Here is a 25,917-nt window from a genome sequence, read left to right as displayed (position 1 = left end):
TGTCCAGCGCGGGGAACTTCCTCCTCGCTATCACGATCACTCGGCTCGAGTCGGTTGGCGGCGTGGGGCATTTCGCTGTCGCCTTCTCGTTCTACATCCTGGTGTCCGGGCTTACGCGGGCGATGGTCACCGACTCGGTCCTTGCCGCCGCAGGGCAGGCGGATGTCGCCGCCTCCGCGTCCGCACGGGTCACCACGGTGAGCACCGTGGCGGCGGTGGCGGTCGTCGCCGCCGGCCTCGCGACCGGCTCGGCCTATCTGACGATCGTCGGAGCCGCCCTGCCAGGGTTGGCGCTCTACGACTACGCCAAGGCGGTCAGTCTCGGGATCGGGTCACCACGGATCGCCTGTCTCCAGGAGATTGGCTGGGCCGCGCTTGTGGTCGCCGTCGCCGTGCCCGGCCTGCTCCACCTTGTGCAGCCGGCGGTCGTGTTCGCCGGTTGGGCGGGCGGTGGCGCGCTGGTCGGGCTCGTCACCGCATGGCGCCAGGGCTTCCGGACGTTCCCGCGCTGGCGGACGGACCGGGCCGAGACGCGTGTCGCGGCGAGCTTCGGCGCTCAGTTCCTTGTCACCACCGGCTCGGCGCAACTCGCTCTCACGGCGGTGGCAGCCACGGCGGGAACGGCAGTGGTCGGCGCGCTGAGCGCCGGTCGAACCGTGCTCGGGCCTGTGAATCTCGTCGTGTCCACAGCCTCGGCGCTCGTGCTTCCCCACCTGCGGCGGAGCCACGCCGCCCCGGCTGCGGCCCGGATGCGCGCGGCCATCCGGCTCACAGTGCTGGTGACCGGGGCCGCCGCACCACTCGCGCTGGCCGTGGCGGTGCTACCCGATCGGGTCGGCCTCGCGGTGCTGGGCGGCAACTGGGAGATCGCGCAGATGCTGCTGCCCCTGCTCGTGGTCGAGAGCTTGCTGGCGGTGCCTGCCGTGATCGGCTTCGCCGGGGTACGGATCGAGGGGGCCGGTGGCCGAGCGTTGCTTGCCGGCGCCGTGCTGGGCGTGCTGCGGGTGCCTGTGGTGGTCGCCGGCGCGGTGCTGTTCGGCGCCCTCGGAGCGGCCGCCGCGTTGGTGGTCATGGCGCTGCTCAGCGGGGCGCTCTGGTGGCGCAGCTACCAGGTGCTGCTGCGACGCCACGACGCCCGGCGGCGGCTGGTGCCGCAGCCCGCCTGATCCGTTGCCGGCCAGGCGGGCCGCATGCCTCAGTCGCCCGTCCAGGGCTGTGGCGCGTCCGCAGTGCTCACGATGCGATCGTCTCGACAGCGGCCCGGAGGCGTTCACAGATCACCTTGACGTCGCCGTCGTCCAGGTCGGCGTACGTCGGCAAATTGATGCCCCGCCGGCTCAGGTCGTCGGTCACCGGGCAACTCACTCCGTCCTCCCCATACGGAGGTAGGTCCGGGATCGGGACGAAGAACGGGCGGGTCTCGACGCCGAGGCGGTCCAGTGCATGGGCCAGTTCGTCCCGCAGCGGCTTCGCGCCGCTCTCACCGACCAGGAAGGACGCCATCCACGGGGCGCGCTGGACGTTCGCGGCGACCGGCTGTGGTCGCAGCAGAGGCAGATCCGCCAACTGCTGCTCGTACGACGCGATCACCCGGTCACGCCGCTGGATGATCTCGTCGGCGCGTTCGAGTTGCGCGCAGAGCACCGCGGCGGCCAGGTTCGTCAGGCGGTAGTTGTAGCCGACGACCGGGAACCAGTACCGGCGCTGCGGATCCATCCCCTGGTTACGCAGCAGGCGCATACGGTCCGCGAGCGCTCGGTCCGACGTCGTCACGCACCCACCCTCGCCGGAGGTGATGACCTTGTTGCCGAAGAACGAGAAGGTGGTGGCGTCTGCCAGGGACCCGGTGGGCAGCCCGTCCAGGGTCGCCCCGAACGACTCGGCTGCGTCGCTCACCAACAGCAACCCATGCTTGTCGCACATCGTCCGCAGGGCGGAATAGTCGGCCGGATGACCGTAGAGGTCGACGGCGAGGACGGCCCGTGTGCGGGGACCGATGGCCGCCCGTACCTGGTCCGGATCGATGCACCAGGTGTCGGCCAAGACGTCGACGAACACCGGCCGGGCCCCGCAGTAGACAACGGCGTTGGCTGTGGCGACGTAGGTGAGAGCGGGAACGATTACCTCGTCGCCCGGGCCGATGCCGGCCGCCGCGAGAACGAGGTGCAGGGCCACCGTGCCGTTGCCGACCGCCACCGTGGAGCTGGCACCGCAACGCTCGGCGAACTGGTGCTCGAACCGGTTGAGGTACGGGCCCTGCGAGGAGATCCAGCCACTGCGGAGCGCGTCGAGCAAGTAGCTCTCCTCAAGCTCCGACAGGCACGGTCGTGCCACCGGATATCGGCCCGCCGTACTCACCGCGTCTCTCCGTTGGCCAGCGCGGTGGCGAAAGGGGAGCGGGGTATCGGGCCCGGTCGTCCGGCGGCGACCCATTCCAGGACGGCAGCGTAGTCGCTCGCAGTGTCCGCCCAGGTACGACCGGCCAGGCGGCCGTTCGCCCTGCGGGACGCCGTCGCGTAATGCTCCCGATTGGCCCGCAACCGCCGGACGGCGTCGGCGAGGGCCACCGGGTCCTTCGCGCTGAACACGGCCGCGTCGGCGCCGGTGAACTCCAATTGGGCCCGCAGCGGGTCCGCGTCCGCGCACGCCACCGGAAGGCCCCAGCTGAACGCCTCGAGGATCGCGCCGCTCGCGGCCTCCCACAGGGACGGCACCACCACGGCCTCGGCGCGGGCGTAGAGCTTGTTGAGCTCGTCGAGCGTCACGAACCCCGGGAAGGTCACCCGGCCCCGCAGGTCGGGACGGGCGGCGCGGGCCAGCAGCCGGGTGGCCTCGGGCTCGACAAGCGGGCCGGGGCAGACGAGCCGGCATTCGGGTAGCAGCGCCATCGCCTCCAGCAGCGTGGCGTGGTTCTTGTGGGTGGCTGTCGATGACGGATAGAGCAGCAGGCCCGGTTCCGGGTCGGACAGCAACCTGTCGGGTGCCGGCTGGAACGTGGGCGGCGGTATGAGGGCGACCCGGTCCGCCGCCTCCGGGAAGAGCGTCAGGACCTCGCGGTACGGGTGGGGCCACGACACGACCACTGCGGAGGCGTGGGCGACGTTCTCCCGCACCACCTCTCCGAATCCTGGCGAGCTGAACTCGGCGTGCAGGTGGCGCAGGTCGTGCACCACCACCACCGACGAGCGGGCCCGCGCCGGAGCACAGTGGAACGGAAACAACACGACGTCGGAGTCGTCGCGGGCGGGGCGGGCCCGTTGCCGCAGCGCGTTCACCGTTCGCCGCAGGGCTACCGATTCGCGAACCCGGTCCGGTGTCCAGCCGCGCAGAATCCGCCCGTAGCGGTTGTCCGACCGCAGCGGCATCCCGACCTCAGTCCAGGAGAGCCGGTCGTGGGGCACTCGTTCCCGCCAGGCGTCGAGCGTTCCGCGCAGGACGTTCACGTGCAGATCGTGGGAGGTGGCGGTCACGAGCCCGTCCAGCAGCCCGTAGGTGAACGCCTCGACTCCGGCCGCGTGCGCGGGGCGGATCGGAGTCGCCTCGATCGTCACCTTCATCGGTCCACCCGCACCAGGCGGCCCATTCGCTCGTCCTCGAGCAACTGCCGGTCGGCGTCCACCATCACCCGGACCAGGTCCGGGAAGAGCGTCTTGGGTGCCCAGCCGAGCGTCCGGCGGGCCTTGCTGTAGTCGCCGATGAGGGCGTCGACCTCCGCCGGACGGTAGTACACCGGGTCGGTTGCCACGTGCTTTTCCCAGTCGAGCCCGACGTGGGCGAACGCGGCCTCGACGAACTCGCGGACGGTGTGCCCTTCGCCGGTGGCGACCACGTAGTCGTCGGGCTTGTCCTGCTGTAGAGCGAGCCACATCGCTTCGACGTACTCCGGCGCGTAGCCCCAGTCCCGGACCGCTTCGAGATTGCCCAGGTAGAGCGTGTCCTGGATGCCGGCCTCGATCCTGGCCACCGCCCGGGTGATCTTGCGGGTCACGAAGTTCTCGCCCCGGCGTGGCGACTCGTGGTTGAAGAGGATTCCGTTGGCGCAGTACATGTCCCAGGATTCCCGGTAGTTCACCGCCGACCAGTAGGCGTAGACCTTGGCGCAGGCGTACGGGCTGCGGGGGTGAAACGGCGTGTCCTCCCGCTGCGGCGGCGGGGTGGAGCCGAACATCTCCGAGGAGGACGCCTGGTAGAACCGGCAGCCGATGTTGGCCGCGCGAGCCGCTTCCAGCATCCGCATGGCGCCGAGCCCGGTGACATCGGCGGTGTAACCCGGAATGTCGAAGGACACCCGGACGTGGCTCTGCGCGCCCAGGTTGTAGATCTCGTCGGGCCGGATGTCGCGGATGAGCGTGGTCAGGGAAGCCGGGTCCGACAGGTCGCTGTAGTGCAGGAAGAGCCGCGCGTCGTTCTGCCGCGGGTGCACGTCGATCCGATCGATTCGCTCTGTGTTGAAACTGGATGACCGCCTTTTTATTCCGTGCACCGTGTAGCCCTTGTTGAGCAGAAGCTCAGACAGATAACTGCCGTCCTGCCCGGTGATCCCTGAAATGAGCGCTACTCGCGACATGCGTCCCTCTCGAGGTGCCGATACCTCCGGTGGCGTTCGAAGAAAACCGGAGGACTGCGTCAATTCCTTATACCGGATGCGTGGTTCTTTTCCCGTGGTTTCACATATTCGGCCAGTGGTGGTCCTCATCGCTTTCGCAAATCGTCACCCCGGCTCGGTCTCATTCGTTGACCTTTCCGGCCCGGGCGCTCCCGCCGGGTTCAGCCGAGAGCCGGGAGATCGCCATGGCGTACGACGCGGACCGGTTTGCAACGTCGCCAGTTGACGCGCCGGATCCGTACCGGGTGTTGGTGACTGCCGATTACTTCGAGCCCGGCTACCTCGCGGGTGGGCCGATACGATCCGTCTCGTCGCTGATGGACGCCGCGAGTCCCGCGATCGAGGGGACACTCGTGACCCGGGACCACGACCTCGGGGCTCCCGAGTCGTTTCCCGGCCTGTCCGGCCGATGGGTCCAGCGTGGCCGGCACCGGGTGTTCTACCTCGGCGCCCGACGGCTCCGGCACTGGCGGCGGTTGTACCGCGAGCTCCGGGCCACTCGGTTCGACCTGCTGTACGTCAACAGCCTCTGGTCGCTCTTCTCGATCGTGCCCATCGTGGCGGCGAAGACGGGTGCCCTGCGGGTCGAACGCGTGCTGATCGCTCCGCGCGGTGAATGTGGCGTGGGCGCCCTCTCCATCAACTCGACGAGGAAGCGGATCTTCCTCGTCGGCTGGCGGTGGATGCTGAACGGCCAGCGGGTCTACTGGCACGCCACCACCGCTCTGGAGGCGGCCGACATCCGTCGGGTCGTACCGTCGGCCCGTATTCCGGTAGTGGTCGGAGCGGGGGGCCCCGAGCCGGTCGACCTGCCGCCCGCGCGGTCGTCCGGCCCGGCCCGGCTCGTCTTTCTCGGCCGCATCTCACCCATGAAGAACCTGGACCTCGTCCTCACCGCGCTGTCTGAGGTCAAGGGCCCTGTGGAATTCGACATCTTCGGTCCGACCGAGGACCAGGCGTACTGGCGGACCTGTCTGTCCCTGCTGGAGTCGTTGCCGGGAAACATCCGGGCGACCTACCGGGGAGCGGTGCAGCCGGACCAGGTGTGCGACGTCTTCGCCGGCCACGACGCCTTCGTCCTGCCCACTCGTGGGGAGAACTTCGGACACGTGATCGCCGAGAGCCTCGCCGTGGGCTGCCCGGTGATCTGCTCCGACCGGACCCCCTGGACACCGGTCCTGCGTTCCGGCGGTGGAATGGTGCTGCCCGACCTCACCGCAGAGGCCCTGCGGGACTGCATCGAGGAGTTCGTGGCCGCGTCGCCCGAGCAGCGTCATGCTGCCCGGATGGCGGCTTCCGCCGCATACCGCGACTGGCGCCAGCAGGTCGGGCGGCCCAGCGTCCTCGACCGTGCGCGGGAGGCGCTGACAAGGCCCCGGGCGTACGCCGGACGGTGAAGCCGACCGTGAGCGGTGCCGGGCCGGCGGCCCGGCACCGCTCAGGAACGTGCCGGCTGGGCGGTGCCGAGGGCCGCCGGAAGACGCCACTGGACCGCGCGGCGGTGCATCTGCACGATCATGTCCCGCCACTCCGGTGGCTGGTAGCCGGTCCGCTGCCGAAACGCGTCCGCTGACAGCGACCTGTCGCACCGGACCTGATCCGACGGCTCGATCCGCCCCGGCCACCCGTACACCTCGGCAACGATCTTCAGCAGCTCGTACTTCGAGATCGGCGCCGAGGCCACGTGGTAGAGGCCTGTGAGATCCGGGCGGGGCAGCACCACCGTACGCAGCATCGCGGCGAACTCGACGGTCGTCACCCCGCTGTAGATGGCCTGGGTGTAGCCGTTGACGGTCCCGCACTGGGTGAGGAACCAGTCCACCAGAGACCGGGCGGTGCCTAGTTCGTGACCGATGATCGAGGTACGCAGTGTCAGCGCCGGCGCCTGGACGGTCTCGCCGAGGAGTTTCGCGCGACCGTAGAGGTCGTACGGGTCGGGAATGTCCTGTTCCCGATAGTCGCCGTGCCTGCCGGAGAAGACGCAGTCGGTGCTCACCTGGACGAGCCGAATGCCCTGCGCCGCGCACTCCCGAGCGAGAACGTGCGGAAAGAGCGCGTTCACCGCGATGGTGTTGGGGGCGTCCTCGACGTCCGGGCGCTGCTTGATGACGCCCACGCAGTTGACCACCACGTCCGGGCTCAACTCGCCCAGGATCCGGCGGAGCGCACCCGGATCGGTGACGTCGATCCCCGGCGTGATCTGCTGCCTCAGGTGACCGGGGAACAGGGCCGGAGTCACGGACGTGCTGCGCGCACAACCGTAGACGTCCAACTCGGCGGCCTCGCTCAGCGAGCGCAGCAGGGTGTGGCCGAGCATCCCGGTCGCCCCGAGGATCAGCACGCGCTGCGTCATGGCGTACCCCCTGTGCCGCGGCCGCGGCGACGCCGGCCGGAGGAGGCCCGGATGATGCCGGCCAGCGTCCGCGCGTTGATCTCCTCGCTGAGGTGGGACCGGTAGTACGCGTAGCCGGCCCGGCCCATCGACCGCAGCTCGCCGCGTGGCACCTCGGCGGCCTGCCGGATGGTCTTCGCCAACTGGTGTGGGTCGCCCGCCGGGGAGCTGAAACCGGCACCCGCCTCGTGCACCACCCGGGCCGCGTCCCCCGGTGCGCACGTGACGATCGGTTGGGCGCAGGCGAGGATCGACTGGACCTTGCTGGGCAGCGTGAAGCGGAAGAGTTCCTCGTCGGCGAGCGCGACCAACTGCATGTCCGCGGCGGCCATGATGGCCGGCATCCGCTCCGGCTCCACCGGGTCGAGGAAGTGCACCGACCGGAGATTGAGGTCGGAGGCGAGCGAGCGCAGCCCGGCCTTCTCGATGCCGTCGCCCACCAGCACCAGGTGGATCGGCAGATCGCGCAGCTCGCCCATCGCCCGGACCGCGACGTCCAGGTTCTGGGCCGCGCCGTGGTTGCCGCCGTACATCAGCACGAACTCGTCGGACAGGCCCAGGCTGGACCGCAGCTGCCGGTCGGGCTCGCTGGGCCGCATGACCTTCTCGTCGGTCCAGCTGTAGACGACGGAGAGCTTGTCCTCGGGTACGCCGCGCGAGACCAGCGCGTCGCGCATCCCCGGCGACGTGGCGGTGATGTGGCTGGCCCACCGGTACGTCTGCTCGGTGTACCAGGTCAGGGCGGGTTCCGCGATACGGCGCTTTGCCCCACCGGTGAGGAAGCCGGTGGCGAAGACCGAGTCTGGCCAGACGTCCATCACCATCAGGACGTACGGCAGCCCCCAGCGGAAGCGCGCGTAGATGCCGGCGGCGGCGGCGGTCGCCGGCGTCGAGTAGATGACAGCCACGTCGGCGGACCGCAGAACCGAGGCGCCAAGGGTCGCGGCGGACGCCGCGTAGCTGGCGTAGTTGGCGACACGACGCACGGCGGACTGGTCATGACTCGGGTACAGCGGCACGCGTCGCACGGGGACGCCCTGGTGGACCTCCCGGGTACGCCGCCAACTGGAGTAGCCGTCGTGGACGTTCCCGGTGGGATAGTTGGGCACCCCGGTCAGCACCTCGACCCGCAGATCCTGCTCACTGAGCGATCTGGCGATCCAGACCGGAGTGGTGGTCGGCTCGGGGGCGAACCACTGGGTGACGAAGGCGACCCGGAGGGCGCTCTGCCCCGACCTGCCGCCCCCGGTGCGGGGGAGGCCCGTGTCCGGGCTCATCCGCGGCCCGCCGACGACAGGGACCGTACGGGGTCGAGGTGTTGCTGCACCTCGGGCAGGGTGAGTAGCAGTGCCATGATCTCCGGCACCGACAGTTGGGTGGTGTTGTCCGAGGTGTAGTCGACGCGGTGGTCGCTGGTGGTGTCGCCCTCTTCGAAGTACAGGGAGTAGTTCAGATCGCGGCTGTCGACCGGTACGCGCAGGAACTCACCGAAGTCCTCCGCGCGGGCCAGTTCCTCGTGGCTCGCCAGGGTCTCCGACATCTTCTCGCCGTGTCGTAGCCCCAGCACGTCGAACTTGGCCGGCACCTCGAACAGGTTGCACAGCGCCGTGGCCAGATCGCCGATGGTGCAGCCGTCGGCTTTCCGGATGAACACGTCACCGGGCTGGCCGTGCTGGAAGGCGTGCTCGACGAGGTCCACCGAATCCATCAGGGACATCAGGAACCGGGTCATCGTCGGCTCTGTCACGGTCAGCGGCAGGCTGTTCTTGATCTGGTGGATGAACAGCGGGATGACCGAGCCCCGTGAGCACATGACGTTGCCGTAGCGGACCGAGCAGACCCTGGTGTTGGCCCGGGGGTTGTTGCGGACGTGCGCCTGCGCAACCTTCTCCATGAGGGCCTTGGTCATGCCCATCGCGTTGACCGGGTAGACCGCCTTGTCGGTGCTGAGCATGACCAGGGCGTCGACCCCGTTGCGTTCGCAGGCGTCGACCACGTTGGCGCTGCCGAGGACGTTGGTGCGTACTGCCTCCAGCGGGAAGAACTCGCAAGAGGGAACCTGCTTGAGCGCTGCGGCGTGGAAGACGTACTCGACACCCCGCGTCGCCTTGTTGACGCTGTCGACGTCGCGGACGTCGCCCACGTAGAACCGCACGCGGTCGTCGAGCAGACGGATCCGCATGGCCTCCTGTTTGGCCTCGTCCCGGCTCAGAATGCGTACCTCGGTAGCACCAGCGTCAAGCAGCCGGGAAACCATCGTCTGACCGAACGACCCGGTCCCACCGGTGATCAAAACGCGTCGGTCCATAAGTGAGGACGACACATCTCCTCCTGTCTGATCCGCCGTTCACGGCGAAAGGTAGGGGACGGGATCAGAGAGTGACGATAGCGATCTAAGTGGCACGTCACTGCTGAAACGCCAATAATCGGTTTTTGATTCACGGAACCTGCGAAAAGAAAACTTGGTTCATACCGCGTTACGGTGCGGGTGTCGAGTCGTTGCTCCGCCAGAGAGGGCCCCTGTGGCGTCGCCCGTCGACAACGGCGAACGACGACGCGCCGGCCCAGCCGGGATCAACGCCGAAAGGGTGCCGAATGACACAGGTCATGACGGTCGTGGGAACGCGGCCCGAGATCATCAGGTTGTCGCGGGTCATCGAGCGGCTCGACCAGACAATGGATCACGTCCTCGTGCACACCGGACAGAACTGGGATCCGGCGTTGTCCGACGTGTTCTTCGACGAGATGAAGGTCCGCCAACCCGACCGTTTCCTTCAGGTCGACACCCATTCGCTGGGCCACGTCCTGGGCGCTGTCCTCGTCGGCACCGAACAGGCGATCACCGAGCTGCGACCGGACGCCCTCCTGGTGCTGGGCGACACCAACAGCGCCATCGCCGCCCTGATGGCCCGTCGGATGCGGGTGCCGGTCTACCACATGGAGGCGGGCAACCGTTGCTTCGACCTCAACGTGCCCGAGGAGACCAACCGCAAGCTCGTCGACCACGTGGCCGACTTCAACCTCGTCTACTCGGAGCACGCGCGGCGCAACCTGCTCGCCGAGGGCCTGCACCCGCGCCGGATCCTGCACACCGGGTCGCCGATGCGTGAGGTGTTGGACCACTACCGGTCCGAGATCGAACGGTCGACGGTGCTGCGGCAGCTTGAGATCGAACCAGGCCAGTACTTTGTGGTGAGCGCCCACCGCGAGGAGAACGTGGACCACCCCGATCGGCTGCGGCGGCTGCTGGACTGTCTGCGCGCCGTACGGGACCGGTGGGGTCTGCCGCTGCTGGTGTCCACCCACCCCCGGACCCGCAAGCGCCTGGAGGCCCTCGCGATGGACGACGCGGTGCTGGAGGGGATCGCCTTCCACGAGCCGTTCGGCTTCTTCGACTACGTCACGTTGCAACGGCACGCCCGCTGTACGTTGTCCGACAGCGGCACCGTGAGCGAGGAGGCGACGATCCTCGGATTCCCTGCGGTGACGCTGCGCGAATCGATCGAGCGCCCGGAGGCCCTGGACGTCGGCGGCATCGTGATGACGGGGCTCGACCCGCAGTCCGTCGTGGAATCGGTAGGCGTCGTTGTCGACCAGACCGCCGCCGGCGGGGTTCCCTGCCCGAGCGACTACCTGGTGGCCGACACGTCGCGGCGGGTCGTCGACTTCATCCTGTCGACCGTGCGCCGGCACCACGACTGGGCGGGCATCCGACGCTGACCCCGGTCGCCGCTTATCCGACGCCCGGCTACCGGGCCGGCGCACCCTTGACCGTCGTCGCGGCCGCGACGTCGCGGGTCACGACCGCTCCCGCACCAACTGTCGCGTCCCGGCCCACAGTGCGTCCCTGGAGCACCGCCGCTGTCGTACCGATCATCACGCCGGACTCGATCCGGCAGTAGCCGGACACCGCGGCCAGCGGGTTGACCGAGACGTGGTCGCCCAGCACGCAGTCGTGCCCGACCGTGCAGTTCTGGTTGAGGTGTACGTGCCGGCCGACGACCACGTTCGTCGTCACCCGTGCCCCACCGAGGGCTATCAACCCTTCCTCGAAGACACAGTCCGGGCCGATCTCGGCAGCGGGATGCACGAGCGTGGCCGCGGGCAGCCGATACGGTTGGAGCGCGAGATCCGTCTCCCGGCGCCGGCGCGGATCGCCGACACCCAGGGCGACGTGGGTGTCGGGCGACTGCCCGGCCAGCCACCGCGACGGACCGAGGAAGGGTACGTCGAGTCGCTGGACCAGCTTGACACTCGACTCCGTCGGGTAGTCGTCGACGAAGCCGAGAACCTGCCACACCGGTGCGCCCGAAGCGCGGGCGTTGATGGCCCGGACGATGCCGAAGATCTCCCGACCCATGCCGCCGGTCCCGACGATCACCACATCGGTCGTCACGTTCGTCCTTCCTCGCCAGCGCCCTCGAACGGCACCGATGCCGGCCGCCGCTGTCTCCGCGACCTGCTCAGCGGACCAGAGGCACCTGCGCCGAGTCGCGGATGATCGGTATGACCGGCTGAGCGCAGAGCAGGGCGAGTTGCTCGACGACCTTTGCCGGATCGTCGAAGGGGTCGATGCTTCCGGCCTCCATCGGGTCGAGCGCCGGAACGGCCACGTGCGACACCAGCGGGTGGAACGGCCGGGCGTCGATCTCGCCGGCGCCGAGCAGATCCTCGTGCAGCTTCTCGCCGGGCCGCAGGCCCGTGTAGACGATGGGCACCGAGCTGGAGGCGTGCTCGGCCATCTGCCGTGCCAGGTCGGCGATGCGGACCGGCTCGCCCATGTCCAGCACCAGCGCCTCACCGTCGCGCCCGATCTCGGCGGCCTGGAGCACCAGGTGGACGGCCTCCTGGATGGTCATGAGATAGCGGGTGACGTCGGGGTGGGTGACGGTCAAGGGCTTGCCGTCCTCGATCTGTCGCTGGAAGGCGGTGACCACCGAGCCGCGGCTGCTCAACACGTTGCCGAACCGGACGCTGAGGAGGGTCCCCGGGAACCGGGATGCGGCGTGCGCGGTCAGCCGCTCGGTGATCCGCTTCGAGTAGCCGAGGACGCTGATCGGGTTGGCGGCCTTGTCGGTGGAGATGTTGACGAACTTCGCCACGTCCTGGCAGGCGTCAAGCACCGAGAGCGTGCCCCAGACGTTGGTCTTGACCGCCTCGCCCGGGTACTGCTCCAGCAGAGGCAGGTGCTTGAGCGCCGCAGCGTGGAAGATGATGTCCGGACGGCGTTCCCGGATGATCCGTCGCACCCCCTCGTCGTCGCGCAGATCTGCGAGGATCAGCTCCGGGCCGTCGAGCAGCGCCCGCCCGAACAGCGACATCTGCAGGCTGTGCAGAGCTGACTCGTCCCGATCCAGCATCATCAGCTCGCCCGGGTCGGCCTTCATCACCTGCCGGCAGAGTTCCGAGCCGATCGAGCCACCTGCGCCGGTCACCAGGATCCGCCGGCCGGTGAGACTGTTTTCGCTCATCGGCAGGTCACCGACCACCTGACGGCGGCCCAGCAGGTCACTGACCTGTACCTCCCGGACGTCGGTGACGGTGATCCGGTGGTCGACAAGCTCCCGTACCGGGGGCAGCACCTTGAACACCGCGCCAGCCTGGAGGGTGGCTTCGCGGATCTGGCGGATCAACGCGGCATCGGCGTTCGCCACCGCGAAGATGACAGTGCCCGCCCCGGTGCGCCGGAGCGCGGCGGCGATGTCGTCTCGGCCGCCGAGCACACGGACCCCCCGGATACGCAGGTCGCGCTTGTCCGGGTCGTCGTCGAGGGCGCCCACTGGCAGGTACCGGCCGCGCGGGTCACTGAGCATGGCCCGCAGCAGACCCTGCCCCGCGTCGCCCATCCCGAACAGCAGCACCGGTGTCGACGACCGTACGTCCGGCCGCATCGAGAGATCACGCCGGTGCCGGTACGTGAATCGGGCACCGAGCATGAAGAGCAGGGCGAGCGCGCCGCCGACGAGCGGGGTGCTCGCCGGTACCGGTCGGCCGTCGGACGACAGCAGGCCGAGCAGTATGACGGCGGCCGTCAGGATGGTGGTGCTGGCGACACCTTGGACCTCCTGGAGGCTGCCCAGTGGGTGCCGCCCGGAGTAGATCCGGCGTACCGCCGCCACCGCGAGGTGCAGGAACGCCGCGAGGGCGCCGACCCCCGCCGCCCGAGCCAGTTGGCTCGGGTCGAGCTGGAACTCGAACCGGGACCAGGCGGCCACGATGAAACCGCCGACCCAGCCGGTGGTGTCGGCGGCGAGGAACCCGAGCGCGCGGCGACGTGCCCTGGCCCGCCGCGCCCGCTGGCTCGCCCGCTCCGTGTGCTCCGTGTCCTGCGGCATGTCCTGGCTCCTGTCCGTCCAACCACTGCTTCCGCCGTTCGGCAAAAGAAGCTTCCGTGCCTTATGTCCTTGTTACACATCCGTTCGGAACGGATGTCGGCTTTCAACGGATTTGGGACAAGTTCAACCGCCCCTCCGGAAGCCCGCAGGCGTGTCGCGTTGGGCACGACACCGGGCGTCGGCGAAAAGAGCTACTTCGTCAGGTACGTCTCAGGCGTGTCGGCTCGGCCGGATCGGTCGGACGGTGCTCCGCTCATGTCGTGCCGCTGCGCTTCGCCTGCTCTCGGGCGCGCGACGCTGTCCACGCCGGCAGCGGACGTCTGTGGGCTGCCGGACGTCCTGAGCCGCTCCCACGCCTCGGGGCGCAACTGCGGCGCCAACCCCTGCTCGGCCAGCCAGCCGGGCACCTGCGGCTTGCCGAACAGGAGCATGTCCACGCGCCGCGCGTGCGCGTTGGCCCGCAGGCTCGTCTTCCCGTACGCGTTGATGCCGCTCGTCGCGTACCGCGCCAGCCGCGCGGGGACGTGCCGCGGCTCGCGGCCACCGAGCAGGCGGAGCAGGAGCCCTGTCGTCATCCCGTTGGGAGGTTGCAGCACGATGGGCGGCACCGGTCCGTTCACGAGGCCGAGATGGACGATCGAGGCGACGACGTCCTCGATGAGGACCTGTGGCGTCGGCGCGTCACCAGCTCCGGCGACGCAGCTCAACCGCGACTGGGCGAGCCGGACGAGCGCCCGGGTGTTCGGCCGGTCCACGTCGTGGACCCAGGTCGACCGGTAGATGACGGTGTCGATGCAGTTCTCGTGGAGCAGCATGCGTTCGCCGATCGCCTTGGAGCGCGAGTACGGGGAGAAGGGCATCGTCCGTGCGGTCTCGTCAAGCGCCAGCGCCCCCTGCGCTGCCGCCGAGCTGACGTGCACCATGCGCGTGGCGCCGATCAGGGCGCTGGCTCGGGCGACGAGGGTGGGCAGCAGGGCGTTGCCCCCGTACAGTTCCGCGCTGTCCGGCGCGGACCCGTTCGGCAACCCGGCCGTGTTGATCACGACCTGCGCGCCGTCGAGGTGTCGGGCGAGGTCGGCGACCGACTCGTCGTCCCGACCCGCGGGCACCGAATCGACGCGGAGGGCCTGTGCGAGCGGCCACGACAGGCGCGGCGCGGGCACCGTCTGGACCTCGATGCCCCGGCTGCGGAGCTCGGTGACGACCGCTCGGCCGACGAAGCCGCTGCTGCCGAGCACCGCGATCCGCTTGACCGGCTGGGGCCCGCGGCCGGCCAGGTCACCGACTCGGGGAGTTGACAGTTCTGGCATGGATCGGCCTTTCGTCTGTTGGGGGCCGGGACCGCTGGGCTGCGAGCCACGCGGGGGCGGCGAGATAGCCGGCGAGGATGGCGACGGCGGTGACATCGAGCGCGGCGCGGAGAACTGGCCCGCTGAAGGACGCGGCCACCAGGCAGGCGGCGACGGTTGCGCCGATGCCGGCGGTCAGCGCGGTGACCCGTTGATGTGACCACCCGCCGTCGGTCAACCGCTGGTAGGCATGGTTGCGGTGGGGGCGGTACCAGGCTTCGCCGTTGCGGATGCGGCGCAGCAGCGTCCAGCCGGTGTCGGCGAGGTAGAGGGCGAGCGGCGCCACGGCTGCCTCCGGCGGGATGCCGCGCACGATCGCGTACGCGGCGAGCGCGCCGAACGCGCCACCGAGGGCGTACGACCCGACGTCACCGAGGAACACACGGGCGACCCAGGCGTTCCACGGCAGGAAGGTCAGGGACGCGGCGGCGATCAGACTGCCGCTGGCGGTGAGCAGCGGAAGGTCCCGCAGCACGCCGAGGGCGGCGTACACCAATCCGGCGAGGATCGCGTGGACGGCCGAGATCCCGTTGATGCCGTCCATGAAGTTGAAGGCGTTCACGTAGGCGGTCAGCCACGCCGCGAGGGCGATGACAAGGGCCAGCTGGAGGTACGCCGGGTGGCCGCCCGGCACCAACGCCAGGCTCGTGGCCACGCCAACGAGCAACTGCATGAGCAGCCGGATCCGGACGGGGACGCCTCGGACGTCCTCCAGAAGGCCGATGGCCGCGAACAGCAGCAGCGGCACGGCGATCGACCGCGCGTGCTCGTTCAGGAGAATCGCGAGCCCGGCCGCCACGGCGACGCCTACGCCACCGCCGCGCGGGATCGGGGTGTCGTGCGAGGACCGATCGGACGGTATGTCGAGGACGGAGGCCGCGGTCAGCAGCCGGAGGATCAATGGTTGCAGCAGGGAGCCGACGATGAGCGCGAGCAGGATTCCGCCGGCAAGCGGAACGCTCACCGTGGCCTACTGGCAGCATGCGGCCGCCGACGATAGGGAGAAATCTGTATTAGATTCACTAATTGGACCTTCAGGTTTAACTGTCCATGGGGGGATAAATCAATCATAGGAGGTCGCTACTAGGGGCAAACGACCTTTACCTGTAATCGGTGCGCGACACGCAGCGGAAACTGCCCGCACGGAGGTCGGGGCGACCGGGCTTACGACCTGCCGGCTACGAAACGATCCGGCCCGCGTCGGAAAACCGACACGGGCCGGGGCGCGAAAAGTGTTCGCCGCCGCGCGCTAGCGAATGTCGGCGGCGGAATCCGACCTGGCGGGATCCGGCCCGTCCATGTCGTCGCCCAGCCGGCGGAGCAGCAGTGTCCGCAACGGGATCGACTCACCGTCGCGCCCACCCGCCCCGACGACCAGTGGCGCCGGACTGGGCTGGGGGTCGACGCCGAACAGCCACGCCCGCAGACCGCCCGACACGGTAAGCAGGTGGAAGCGGCCCGTCACGTCCACCGCCCGGGTGCCGGCCTGGTCGACGTACCAGCCGGTCAGCCCGGTCCGGTAGCGCCCGCGCCCGTCGTAGCCCCGGGCGACCAGCCGGGTGGTGGGCAGCCCGCGCCGGGTCGCCTCAGCCACGAACCAGGCCACCAGCTCCGCGGCCTGGGACTGCTCGGCGGCTCGCCGCCGCGCGTCCGCGTCGGCGTGCGCCCGCACGGCCCGCTGCCGCTGCTCCCGCCACTCACGGTCGTCGCCCTCGCCCACGAGCCGACGGTACGCGACTTACTCAGTCGAGCACGGCCCGCAGGGTACGCCGCGCGATGTCGGCCATCACCGGGTTGGTGTCGACGTAGTAGGGCAGGGCGTTTATCGCCTGTCCCAGCGCCCAGCCGCGTCCGCGTTCCCACGTCGCGTCGTCCACGCCGAGCGCCCGTCGGTAGGTCTCCCGCGCCCCGGCGTCGAGCAGGTTCCACGCCGGCATCAGGTCGACCGCAGGGTCACCCACGCCGACCGCGCCCAGGTCGATGACCGCGACCAGTCGTCCGTCGCGTACCAGGAGGTTGCCCGGCATCAGGTCGGCGTGGATCCACACGTCGGTGCGATCGTCGCGGGGCGTGTCCCGGCAGTGGGCCCACAGCTCGGTGAGCGCGACGGTGTCGGTGAGCCCGTCGCTCACGGCCAGGGAGGAACGCACGTCGGCGTCCTGGCCGGTCAGTGGCCCACCGCGACCGGTTCCCGACCAGGACCGGCCGCCGGTGTCAATGCCCCGCAGGGCGACCACGACGTCGGCGAGGTCACCGGCGAAGGCGTCCGAGCCGCCGACCCGGTCGGCCGCCGCGGTGTCGCCGGCGATCCAGCGGTACGCCGTCCACGGCCCCGGGTAGCCAGCGCCCGGCGCGCCGAGGCCGAGCGGCTCCGGCACCTCGACAGGCAGGTGCGCGGCGAGCAGCAGCGCGTGTTCCTGCTCCCGCCGCAGCTCGGCGCCCAATTCTGGATCGGCGGAGGGTCGCAACGGGAACCGCAGCACGATCTCCGTGCCGAGCCGGAACAGGGCATTGACAGTGCCGGTCGAGGCGAGCGGTCGCACCGGCAGTTCCTGCCAGTGCGGAAACTGCTCGGCCACCAGCGCGGCGACCACGTCCGCACCCACGTCGACCTGATCGGCGTGCATCTTCACCGCGCGATCCTCACCCGAAACCCCGCCGCCCCGCGATCCGTTTTCACCGCCGCCGCCGCCGCCGCCGCCGCCGCCGCCCGCCGCCCGTGATCCGCGATCCGTTTCGCCGCCCGCCGCCGCGAGACGTGGCGGCGCCGCAGATCTTGGACAGTTTCCGTCAGCGCCTGACGGAAACTGTCCAAGATCTCGTGCGGCCCGCCGCTGGTGCGGTGCGGTGCTGTCGTGGTGCGGTGCGGCGCGACGTGGCGGCGCGACGAGGTGCGACGCGACGCGGTGCTCTCGCGGTGCGGTGCGGTGCGACGGGCCGGTGCGGCGCGACGGGGACGGGGTGCCCTCCGGGCTCGGGTCAGGCCAGGCCAGCCCGGCGGAGGGCCTCGGCCATCGCGTCGTTGGCCGGTGCCGCGCCCTGCCGCTGCTGCCCGCCGCGCCCGCCCTGACCACCAGACCGGCCCTGTCCACCAGACCGGCCCTGTCCACCAGACCGGCCCTGTCCACCAGACCCGCCCTGTCCACCAGACCGGCCCTGTCCACCAGACCGCCCCTGTCCGCCAGGCCGGCCCTGACCATCGGACCCGCTGCGTCCGCCCGGTCCGCCGGGTCCGCGTTGCGCAGGGCCGCCGCGCCCTTCCTGGCTGGTCCGGCCGCCGCGGCCGGCATCGGCGCCCGCCTCGTCCTCCAGGCGCAGGGTCAGCGAGATCCGCTTACGGGGTACGTCCACGTCGAGCACCTTGACCCGGACCACGTCACCGGACTTCACCACCTCGCGGGGGTCCTTCACGAAGGTGCGGGACATCGCGGACACGTGCACGAGACCGTCCTGGTGCACGCCGACGTCGACGAACGCGCCGAACGCGGCCACGTTGGTGACCACACCCTCCAGCAGCATGCCCGGCGTCAGGTCGCCGATCTTTTCCACCCCCTCGACGAAGGTGGCGGTGCGGAACTCCGGGCGGGGGTCGCGGCCCGGCTTCTCCAGCTCGGCGAGGATGTCGGTGACGGTGGGCAGGCCGAACCTGTCGTCGACGAAGTCGGTGGCCCGCAGCCCGCGCAGGATGGTGCTCCTGCCGATCACCGAACGGAGATCCTGGCCGGTGCTGGCGAGGATCCGGCGCACCACCGGGTATGCCTCAGGGTGCACGCTGGAGGAGTCCAGCGGGTCGTCGCCGTCGGGGATGCGCAGGAAGCCCGCGCACTGCTCGAACGCCTTCGGCCCGAGCCGGGCGACCTTCTTCAGGTCGGTACGCGACCGGAACGGCCCGTTGGCGTCGCGGTGCAGCACGATGTTCTCGGCCAGCCCGGCCCCGATCCCGGAGACCCGGGTCAGCAGCGGCGCGGACGCGGTGTTGACGTCCACACCGACCGCGTTGACGCAGTCCTCCACGACCGCGTCCAGCGAACGGGACAGCTTCACCTCGGACAGGTCGTGCTGGTACTGGCCGACGCCGATCGACCGTGGGTCGATCTTGACCAGCTCGGCGAGCGGGTCCTGGAGCCGTCGGGCGATCGACACCGCGCCGCGCAGCGACACGTCCATCCCGGGCAGCTCCTGCGAGGCGTACGCGGAGGCGGAGTAGACCGACGCGCCAGCCTCGGAGACCATCACCTTCGTCAGGTTGAGCTGCGGGTGCCGCTTGATCAGCTCGCCGGCCAGCTTGTCGGTCTCCCGCGAGGCGGTGCCGTTGCCGATCGCGATCAGCTCCACGCCGTGCGCCCCGGCCAGCCGGGCCAGGGTCTCCACCGAGGCGTCCCACTGCCGGCGCGGTTCGTGCGGATAGATCGTGTCGGTGGCCAGCACCTTGCCGGTGGCGTCCACGACCGCCACCTTGACGCCGGTCCGCAGACCCGGGTCCAGCCCCATCGTCGGACGGCTGCCGGCCGGCGCGGCCAGCAGCAGGTCACGCAGGTTGGTGGCGAACACCCGCACGGCCTCCTCCTCGGCGGCCTGCCACAACCGCATCCGCAGGTCGGCACCGAGGTGGATGAGGATCCGGGTACGCCAGGCCCAGCGGACCGTGTCGATCAGCCACCGGTCAGCGGGGCGGCCGGCGTCGGACACGCCGAACCGGCCGGCGATGGCCGCCTCGTACCGGCTCGGGCCGGTCGGTACGGCGTCCGCCTCGCCGGCCTCCTCCGGCTCCATCGTCAGGTCGAGCACGCCCTCCTTCTCGCCCCGGAACATGGCCAGGATCCGGTGCGAGGGCAACTTCGGGTACGGCTCGGCGAAGTCGAAGTAGTCGGCGAATTTCGCGCCGGTGGTCTCCTGACCGTCGCGTACCCGGGAAACCAGCCGGCCCCGCGACCACATCTGCTCGCGCAGCGTGCCGATCAGGTCGGCGTCCTCGGCGAACGTCTCGATCAGGATCGCCCGCGCGCCCTCCAGCGCGGCGGCGGCGTCCGCGACGCCCTTCTCCGCGTCGACGAACCCGGCGGCGGTGGCCTTCGGGTCCTGGCTGGGGTCGGCAAGCAGCGACTCGGCCAGCGGCGCCAGCCCGGCCTCGCGAGCGATCTGCGCTCGGGTCCGCCGCTTCGGCTTGTACGGCAGGTAGATGTCCTCCAGCCGGGACTTCGAATCCGCAGCCATGATCTGCGCTTCGAGGGCCTCGTCCAGCTTGCCCTGGCCGCGGATCGACTCCAGGACGGCCGCCCGCCGCTCGTCCAGCTCCCGCAGGTAGCGCAGCCGCTCCTCAAGCGTGCGCAGCTGGCTGTCGTCGAGCAGGCCGGTGGCCTCCTTGCGGTAGCGGGCGATGAACGGCACTGTGGCGCCGCCGTCGAGCAGTTCCACGGCCGCCCGCACCTGACGCTCGGCCACGCCGAGCTCGTCGGCGATCCGCTGATGAACAGACTGGGTCACGATCTCGATCCGCCTTCGACTCGATCCGCCTTCAAAGAGCGGGTACCGCCTGCATTCTGCCGGGCGCTCCCGCGCGCTGTCGTCGCACCCGGCCGGGCAGATCCGTCGACGGTCCCGGCCGGGCCTGCGCTAGCGTGGCGATCATGGAATCACCTGCGGGGCCGCGTACCCGGCGGCTCTTCGGCGGCAGCGCCCGCGCTCTCGGCGACCTTACGGCGAACCCGTTCCGCGCCGACCGGGACCGGATCGTCGCCTCGCCCTTCTTCGCCCGCCTCGGCGGAGTCACCCAGGTGATCAGCCCGGTCGGCTCCGGGCTGCTTGTGCACAACCGGCTCACCCACAGCTTGAAGGTCGCCCAGGTGGCCCGGTCGATCGCCGAGCGGTTGACCGCCGACGACAGGTGGCGTGACCTGCTTGACAGGCTCGGCGGCTGCGACCCGGACGTGGTGGAGGCAGCGGCGCTCGCCCACGACCTCGGTCACCCGCCGTTCGGGCACCTGGGGGAGCGGGTGCTCGACCGGCTGGCCCGCCAGCGTCTCGGCCTCGCCGACGGCTTCGAGGGCAACGCCCAGTCGTACCGGATCGTCACCAGCACCGAGATCCGCGGCGCGGCCACCACCGGCCTGGACCTGACCGCAGCGGTCCGCGCGGCCCTGCTGAAGTACCCGTGGACCCGGCTGGACTACCCCGACCCGCACCCCCGCCTGCTTGACCCGCCGCCGCGCGGTGCCACCCCGCCGCCGAACGACCCGGAGAGCGGCTCGTTGAAGTTCGGCGCGTACCGGACCGAGCTGGACGACCTGCGGCAGGCCCGGGAGCCGTTCGTCGGCCGCATCCCGGACTGGCAGCAGACCGTGGAGGCGTCCGTGATGGACACCGCCGACGACATCGCGTACGCCATCCACGACGTCGAGGACTTCTACCGCGTCGGAGTGCTCCAGCAGGGATCGGTCTCGGCCGAGCTGATGGCCTGGCAGCGCGAGAGCGGACACCTCCGGGCGATCACCGACGCGGCGCTTGCCAGCGCGTTCCGCAGGCCCGGCGCGGCGATCGAGCGACTGCGTCGGCAACTGCACCGCAAGGACGCCTGGATCGCCGACGACGATGCGTTCGCCGCCGCAGTCGAGCATGTTCGCGAGGAACTTGTCGACGGGCTGCTGGCGATGCCGTTCGACGGCTCCATCGAGGCGGAGCAGTACGTGTCGCGGTTCTCCGCCCGCTGGTCGACCCGCTTCGTCGAGGCGATCACGGTGACCGACCAGCCGTCGGTGCGCTCCGGCTACGTGCTGCTCGGCAGCGCGCAGTGGCACGAGGTGCAGGTGCTCAAGTTCGTGCACCACCGGTTCGTGCTGGCCCGCCCGGATCTCGCCCTGCACCAGCGTGGCCAGGCCCGACTGCTGGGCACCCTTGTCGAGGCGCTGTGGGAGTGGCTGCTCGACCCGGAGGAGGAGTCCCGGCTGCCCCGCCGGCTGCACGACCTCGTCGAGCTTGCCGAGGCGGAGCTGCACCCGCGTACCCCGGACCGGATCGGCAGAGCCCGGGGCCGGGCGATCGTGGACTTCGTGGCCCAGCTCACCGACGGTCAGGCGGTGGCCATGCTGGACGCCCTGTCCGGCCGGTCCGGCGCCCTCTGGACCGACGCGTTCGTGCTCTGAAGTGAAAGGAAGGGCCCCTTGTTAACGCCTGGCGTTAACAAGGGGCCCTTCCTTTCACTAGGCGATCGCCTGCCACCAGCCGTCAACGGCGGGCGGGTCGGCGACGACCACACGCTCGCCCGGGCGGGGCACCGCCAGCCGGACGTCGCGTGCCTTCGCCTCCGCCCACAGCCTGTTCACCGGTTCGGACCAGTCGTGCAGGGCCAGGTTGAACGTCGCCCAGTGCACCGGAATGAGCAGCCCGCCCCGGAGATCCTGGTGGGCGTCGACAGCCTCCTCCGGGAACATGTGGATCGTCGGCCACGCCTGGTCGTACGCGCCGATCTGGATCAGTGTCGCGTCGAACGGCCCGTACTCCGCGCCGATCGCCGCGTACCCGTCGAAGTAGCCGGAGTCACCGGTGTAGAAGACCTTGCGCCGGGAGCCGGCGACCACCCAGGAACTCCAGAGCGTGCCGTCGCGGCGCAGGCCCCGCCCGGAGAAGTGCTGCGCGGGGGTGGCGGTGATCTCCAGGCCAGCTACCCGGTGCGACTCGGCCCAGTCCAGCTCGATGATCCGCTCGGCGGGTACGCCCCAGCGGTCAAGGTGCGCGCCCACGCCCAGCGGCACCAGGAACGGCGCCGACTGCCCGGCCGTCAGCGCCTGCACGGTGGCCATGTCCAGGTGGTCGTAGTGGTCGTGGGAGATCAGGATGGCGTCCAGCGGGGGGAGCTCGTCCATGCGTACCGGGGGTTCGTGCAGTCGCCGTGGACCGACCAGCCCGGACGGCGAGCAGCGGTCGCTCCACATGGGGTCGAGCAGCACCCGTCGGCCCTCGATCTCGATGAGGGCTGAGGCGTGGCCGTACCAGATGACGGCGAGTTCGTCGGTGGCCTGCTGCGCGCTCGGGCGCAGCAGCGGCACTGGCGCTGTGGGCCGCCGCTTCTGCTTGCCGAAGATCAGCTCGCGGAGCAGGTTGCGGCCCGGGTCGGCGACCATCGTGCGGGTGCCGGCCCGGTTGTGGAAGGTGCCGTCGCGGAACTGCGGCGAGCGGGCCGCCCGTTCGGCGCGAGCGCCGCTGAGCCGGCCGCCGAGGGCCGCCGGCACGTCCCGGGCCACCCAGGCCAGGCCTGCCAGCGCGGCCAGCCCTGCCGTGCCTCGCAGCAGTCGCCCGAGCGACCGTTCACCGTCCGTACGATCCGCTGGCGCCATCGCCGTCCCTCCGCCGTGTCCGCACTACACGGTAGTCACCCGGGACCGGTCGCGCCGGGGCGGGCCGATCGCCGTGCGACGTTCGGCCCGCCACCAGGTCAGCCGCCGTTGCTGGGGCGTCGGGCGGTCGTCCGGTACGCCGTGCCAGTGCCGCTGAGCCGGTCCACAGCGGCCAGGAAGCGGGGACCCATCGAGGCGCGGGCCTGCACGGCCGGGTGGGTGGCGCCGAAGTCGTCCGGGTTGGCCTGCCCGTCGGCGAAGAGCGCGTAGGTGAGCACCGCTGCTCCGGACCGGTCGAAGATCACCCCTGCCTCGTGCCGCGCGTCGGCGAACCAGCCCGCCTTGGTGGCGATGCGCGCCCGGTCGTCGGAGGACATGGTGCGCCGGATGCCGTCGGTGAACGCCACAGGCGAGCGCAGCAGCCCGAGCAGGAACGTCGTCGACGCCGGCGAGAGCAGGCTGCCCCCGACCAGGGCGCGCAGCAGGTCGTGCGTTTCGCGCGGGGTGCTGGTGCCCAGGAAGAAACGGTTCGGGTTGGCGACCGGCTCCACCTGTGTGTTCGGGAAGCCCTTGGCGACAAGGATGGCGTTGAGTTCGGCGGCCGGGCAGACCGACCCGCACAGCCGCACCGCCGTGTCATCGGAGACGGTGAGCAGATTCGCCAGGACGTGGCCGAGGGTCACGCTGCTGGGGTACGCGCCGTCCAGGCTGAAGATGCCGTCACCACCGGGTACGACGATGGCGGCGGTCACCTCCACGCGCTGGTCCAGGGCGAGCAGCCCCCGGTCGACCTTGTCCAGCACGGCAGTGGCCACCGCGATCTTGTTGACGCTGTACGCCTCGATCCGCTGGTCGGCCTGGGCCGTCACGGCGACCACCGGCGGGCCGTCCGGGCGGGCCACGCTGACGTACGCCTGCCAGTTGCCGCCGGCCTGCGTGCTGAACTTGGTGTAGCTGGCGGCGACCCGGCGTGCGGCCCGCGCGGGGGTGGTCGGGGCGACCTCGGCGGCGCTCGCAGGTGTCACAGTGCCGAGCACTGTGCCGGCGGTGGCCACGGTGCCGAGCCCGAGCGCTGTCCTGCGGTTCAGCCGGATAGTCAATCTTCTCTCCCGTCGTGCGGCGCCGGAATGCTTGCCGGCCCACCACACTATGCGAGTTGATCGATACACGGTGTCCCCGGATTCCCGCTCAGCCGAGCCCTCGGCGCGGCGCGGCACCGACCGTCCAGACCCGCCCGGACACGTGCCGGGCGAGCCGCCGCAGGTCAGGCTGATGGCTCACGGAGCGAGAACGACCTTGATGCAACCGTCCTCCTTCTTCTGGAACATCTCGTACGCCCGCGGTGCGTCGCTTAGCGGCAGACGGTGGGTACGCAGGTCCTCCACGCCCAGGGGATCGTCGTCCCCGGAGAGCAGCGGCAGGATCTCGTCGGTCCACCGGCGTACGTGGCACTGCCCCATCCGCAGCTGGATGCCCCTGTCGAACATCTCCATCAGCGGCATCGGGTCGGCCTCGCCACCGTAGACGCCGGAGAGGGAGACGGTGCCGCCACGGCGCACCCCCTTGAGCGCGGCGTGCAGGACGGAGAGCCGGTCCACACCGACCCGGTCGGTCATGGTCTGGGCCAGCTTGTCCGGCAGGAGACCGGCGGCGGTCTGGGCCAGCTTGCCGGCGGGCGAACCGTGTGCCTCCATGCCGACGGCGTCGATGACGGCGTCCGGCCCGCGCCCGTCGACAAGGTCGATCAGCGCGCTGGGCACGTCGGACATCTCGCTGACGTCGAGCACCTCGATGCCGTGCCGGCGGGCCAGTTCCAGCCGCTCGGGCACCAGGTCCAGCCCGATGACCCGGCCGGCGCCGAGGTGACGGCCGATCCGGGCGCAGAACTGGCCGACCGGCCCGAGCCCGAAGACGGCAAGGGTGCCGCCGGGCGGGGTGTCGGCGTACTTCACGGCCTGCCAGGCGGTGGGCAGGATGTCGGACAGGTAGAGGTAGCGCTCGTCGGCCCCGCTCTGCGGGATCTTGATCGGTCCGAAGTGGGCCTGCGGGACACGCAGGTACTCGGCCTGGCCGCCGGGCACCGAGCCGTAGAGCGAGGTGTACCCGAACAGCGAGGCGCCCTTGCCCTCGCTTGTGACCTGGGTGGTCTCGCACTGGGCGTAGAGCTGACGCTGACACATCCAGCAGCTGCCGCAGGAGATGTTGAACGGGATCACCACCCGGTCGCCGGGCTTGAGCCCTGTCACTCCGGACCCGACCTCCTCGACGATGCCCATCGGCTCGTGGCCGAGGATGTCACCGGGCTTCAGGTACGGCCCCAGCACCTCGTACAGGTGCAGGTCGGAGCCGCAGATCGCGGTCGACGTGATCTTCACGATCGCATCGGTGGGTTCCTCGATCCGGGGGTCCGGCACCTCTTCGACTCGTACGTCCCGCTTGCCCTGCCAGGTCAACGCCTTCATGTCTAACTTTCCTCCTTCGGTCCCTGCCCTTTCTGCTACCCGGGCTCGGAGGTTTGAACCGGCCGCACGTCGCCGGGTGGCCGCCGCGGTTCAGAGGGTGGTTTCGCCGTTGAGGCCGAAGTAGTCGTGCCATTTGGTGCTGGGGGCGAAGGTGGTGCCGGTGGAGAGGGCGACGTGGATGTCGTTGGTGGTTCCTTTGGTGAAGACGATGAGGTCGTCTTTGCCGTCGCCGTTGGTGTCGGCGAGGTAGGGGAATTCGCCGGGTAGGCAGAAGTGGTCGTGCCATTTGATGGTGGTGCCGGTGAAGGTGGTGCCGGTGGAGACGGCGGCGTAGACGTCGGCGTCGGTGTTGCAGGTGAAGGTGATGATGTCGTCTTTGCCGTCGCCGTTGATGTCGCCGACGCGGGGTTGTTCGCCGCCGACGGCGAAGAGGTCGTGCCATT

21 protein-coding genes are annotated in these 25,917 nt (G+C 70.4%); 4 read left to right on the top strand and 17 right to left on the bottom strand.

Annotated features, from left to right (window positions below; translation table 11 throughout):
* Positions 1 to 62 precede the first annotated feature (62 nt).
* Positions 63 to 1,166 (top strand): hypothetical protein, encoded by a 1,104-nt coding sequence (locus tag ACLQ23_RS08680; RefSeq protein WP_355627935.1) that lies wholly within the window; start codon positions 63 to 65, stop codon positions 1,164 to 1,166.
* 67 nt (positions 1,167 to 1,233) lie between these two features.
* Here the strand turns inward: ACLQ23_RS08680 and ACLQ23_RS08675 are convergent, their stop codons facing one another.
* Genes ACLQ23_RS08675 through gmd form a run of 3 tightly spaced genes read right to left on the bottom strand, consistent with a single transcriptional unit; the run spans position 1,234 to position 4,567 of the window.
* Positions 1,234 to 2,433: a DegT/DnrJ/EryC1/StrS family aminotransferase gene (locus ACLQ23_RS08675; protein WP_355627933.1), complete on the bottom strand. Its 1,200-nt coding sequence runs from the start codon at positions 2,431 to 2,433 to the stop codon at positions 1,234 to 1,236.
* Positions 2,355 to 3,557, bottom strand: coding sequence for a glycosyltransferase (locus ACLQ23_RS08670; protein ID WP_355627930.1), 1,203 nt, complete (start codon positions 3,555 to 3,557; stop codon positions 2,355 to 2,357). The genes ACLQ23_RS08675 and ACLQ23_RS08670 overlap by 79 nt, the downstream gene beginning before the upstream one ends.
* The gene (gene gmd, locus ACLQ23_RS08665; protein ID WP_167945084.1) at positions 3,554 to 4,567 is read right to left on the bottom strand and encodes a GDP-mannose 4,6-dehydratase; all 1,014 of its coding nucleotides are present in this window, start codon (positions 4,565 to 4,567) and stop codon (positions 3,554 to 3,556) included. The genes ACLQ23_RS08670 and gmd overlap by 4 nt, the downstream gene beginning before the upstream one ends.
* A gap of 290 nt (positions 4,568 to 4,857) precedes the next feature.
* Between gmd and ACLQ23_RS08660 the strand changes: the two genes are divergently transcribed.
* The gene (locus ACLQ23_RS08660) at positions 4,858 to 6,003 is read left to right on the top strand and encodes a glycosyltransferase (protein WP_425736051.1); all 1,146 of its coding nucleotides are present in this window, start codon (positions 4,858 to 4,860) and stop codon (positions 6,001 to 6,003) included.
* 41 nt (positions 6,004 to 6,044) lie between these two features.
* Here ACLQ23_RS08660 and ACLQ23_RS08655 read toward each other — a convergent pair whose 3' ends face one another.
* Genes ACLQ23_RS08655 through ACLQ23_RS08645 form a run of 3 tightly spaced genes read right to left on the bottom strand, consistent with a single transcriptional unit; the run spans position 6,045 to position 9,306 of the window.
* A complete protein-coding gene (locus ACLQ23_RS08655; RefSeq protein ID WP_355632555.1) occupies positions 6,045 to 6,959 on the bottom strand; it encodes a dTDP-4-dehydrorhamnose reductase family protein in 915 nt (304 codons plus the stop codon).
* Positions 6,956 to 8,275, bottom strand: a complete 1,320-nt coding sequence (locus ACLQ23_RS08650; RefSeq protein WP_355632552.1) for a glycosyltransferase family 4 protein — start codon at positions 8,273 to 8,275, stop codon at positions 6,956 to 6,958. The genes ACLQ23_RS08655 and ACLQ23_RS08650 overlap by 4 nt, the downstream gene beginning before the upstream one ends.
* Complete coding sequence (locus tag ACLQ23_RS08645) at positions 8,272 to 9,306, bottom strand: polysaccharide biosynthesis protein (protein ID WP_355632561.1); 1,035 nt, start codon at positions 9,304 to 9,306, stop codon at positions 8,272 to 8,274. Before ACLQ23_RS08645 ends, ACLQ23_RS08650 begins: the two co-directional genes overlap by 4 nt.
* 287 nt (positions 9,307 to 9,593) lie before the next feature.
* On the opposite strand from ACLQ23_RS08645, the gene wecB reads away from it, so the two are divergent.
* Positions 9,594 to 10,718, top strand: coding sequence for a non-hydrolyzing UDP-N-acetylglucosamine 2-epimerase (gene wecB, locus ACLQ23_RS08640; protein ID WP_425880507.1), 1,125 nt, complete (start codon positions 9,594 to 9,596; stop codon positions 10,716 to 10,718).
* Positions 10,719 to 10,746: 28 nt separating this feature from the next.
* Here wecB and ACLQ23_RS08635 read toward each other — a convergent pair whose 3' ends face one another.
* The 7 genes from ACLQ23_RS08635 to ACLQ23_RS08605 form a co-directional block, all read right to left on the bottom strand.
* Positions 10,747 to 11,394 (bottom strand): NeuD/PglB/VioB family sugar acetyltransferase, encoded by a 648-nt coding sequence (locus tag ACLQ23_RS08635; protein WP_355632546.1) that lies wholly within the window; start codon positions 11,392 to 11,394, stop codon positions 10,747 to 10,749.
* A 67-nt stretch (positions 11,395 to 11,461) separates the two neighbouring features.
* Positions 11,462 to 13,333 carry a polysaccharide biosynthesis protein gene (locus tag ACLQ23_RS08630; RefSeq protein WP_425880506.1) on the bottom strand — a complete coding sequence of 624 codons (1,872 nt, stop codon included), beginning with the start codon at positions 13,331 to 13,333 and terminating at the stop codon, positions 11,462 to 11,464.
* Between the two features lie 191 nt (positions 13,334 to 13,524).
* Positions 13,525 to 14,643, bottom strand: coding sequence for an NAD-dependent epimerase/dehydratase family protein (locus tag ACLQ23_RS08625; protein ID WP_355632541.1), 1,119 nt, complete (start codon positions 14,641 to 14,643; stop codon positions 13,525 to 13,527).
* Positions 14,612 to 15,646, bottom strand: a complete 1,035-nt coding sequence (locus tag ACLQ23_RS08620; protein WP_355632538.1) for an MraY family glycosyltransferase — start codon at positions 15,644 to 15,646, stop codon at positions 14,612 to 14,614. The genes ACLQ23_RS08625 and ACLQ23_RS08620 overlap by 32 nt, the downstream gene beginning before the upstream one ends.
* A gap of 285 nt (positions 15,647 to 15,931) precedes the next feature.
* On the bottom strand, positions 15,932 to 16,402 hold the full coding sequence (locus ACLQ23_RS08615; protein ID WP_355595330.1) for a hypothetical protein: 471 nt from the start codon (positions 16,400 to 16,402) through the stop codon (positions 15,932 to 15,934).
* Positions 16,403 to 16,424: 22 nt separating this feature from the next.
* Positions 16,425 to 17,309 (bottom strand): aminoglycoside phosphotransferase family protein, encoded by an 885-nt coding sequence (locus ACLQ23_RS08610; RefSeq protein ID WP_355632558.1) that lies wholly within the window; start codon positions 17,307 to 17,309, stop codon positions 16,425 to 16,427.
* A gap of 352 nt (positions 17,310 to 17,661) precedes the next feature.
* Positions 17,662 to 20,166, bottom strand: a complete 2,505-nt coding sequence (locus ACLQ23_RS08605; RefSeq protein WP_355595328.1) for a Tex family protein — start codon at positions 20,164 to 20,166, stop codon at positions 17,662 to 17,664.
* Positions 20,167 to 20,309: 143 nt separating this feature from the next.
* On the opposite strand from ACLQ23_RS08605, the gene ACLQ23_RS08600 reads away from it, so the two are divergent.
* A complete protein-coding gene (locus tag ACLQ23_RS08600; RefSeq protein ID WP_355595326.1) occupies positions 20,310 to 21,821 on the top strand; it encodes a deoxyguanosinetriphosphate triphosphohydrolase family protein in 1,512 nt (503 codons plus the stop codon).
* Positions 21,822 to 21,878: 57 nt separating this feature from the next.
* On the opposite strand, the gene ACLQ23_RS08595 is transcribed toward ACLQ23_RS08600, so the two are convergent.
* The 4 genes from ACLQ23_RS08595 to ACLQ23_RS08580 all read right to left on the bottom strand — a co-directional run.
* A complete protein-coding gene (locus ACLQ23_RS08595) occupies positions 21,879 to 23,012 on the bottom strand; it encodes an MBL fold metallo-hydrolase (RefSeq protein WP_355633166.1) in 1,134 nt (377 codons plus the stop codon).
* 98 nt (positions 23,013 to 23,110) lie between these two features.
* A complete protein-coding gene (locus tag ACLQ23_RS08590) occupies positions 23,111 to 24,112 on the bottom strand; it encodes a serine hydrolase (protein ID WP_355595322.1) in 1,002 nt (333 codons plus the stop codon).
* A 177-nt stretch (positions 24,113 to 24,289) separates the two neighbouring features.
* A complete protein-coding gene (locus tag ACLQ23_RS08585) occupies positions 24,290 to 25,474 on the bottom strand; it encodes a zinc-dependent alcohol dehydrogenase (protein WP_355595320.1) in 1,185 nt (394 codons plus the stop codon).
* A 90-nt stretch (positions 25,475 to 25,564) separates the two neighbouring features.
* A partial coding sequence (locus ACLQ23_RS08580) for an FG-GAP-like repeat-containing protein (protein WP_425880505.1) occupies positions 25,565 to 25,917 on the bottom strand: 353 nt, incomplete at its 5' end.

It is taken from the genome of Micromonospora sp. DT41, assembly GCF_049841715.1.
GTDB lineage: Bacteria > Actinomycetota > Actinomycetes > Mycobacteriales > Micromonosporaceae > Micromonospora > Micromonospora profundi.
The sequence above is the reverse complement of the archived record's forward strand: the minus strand, read 5'-3'. Positions and strand labels throughout refer to the sequence as shown.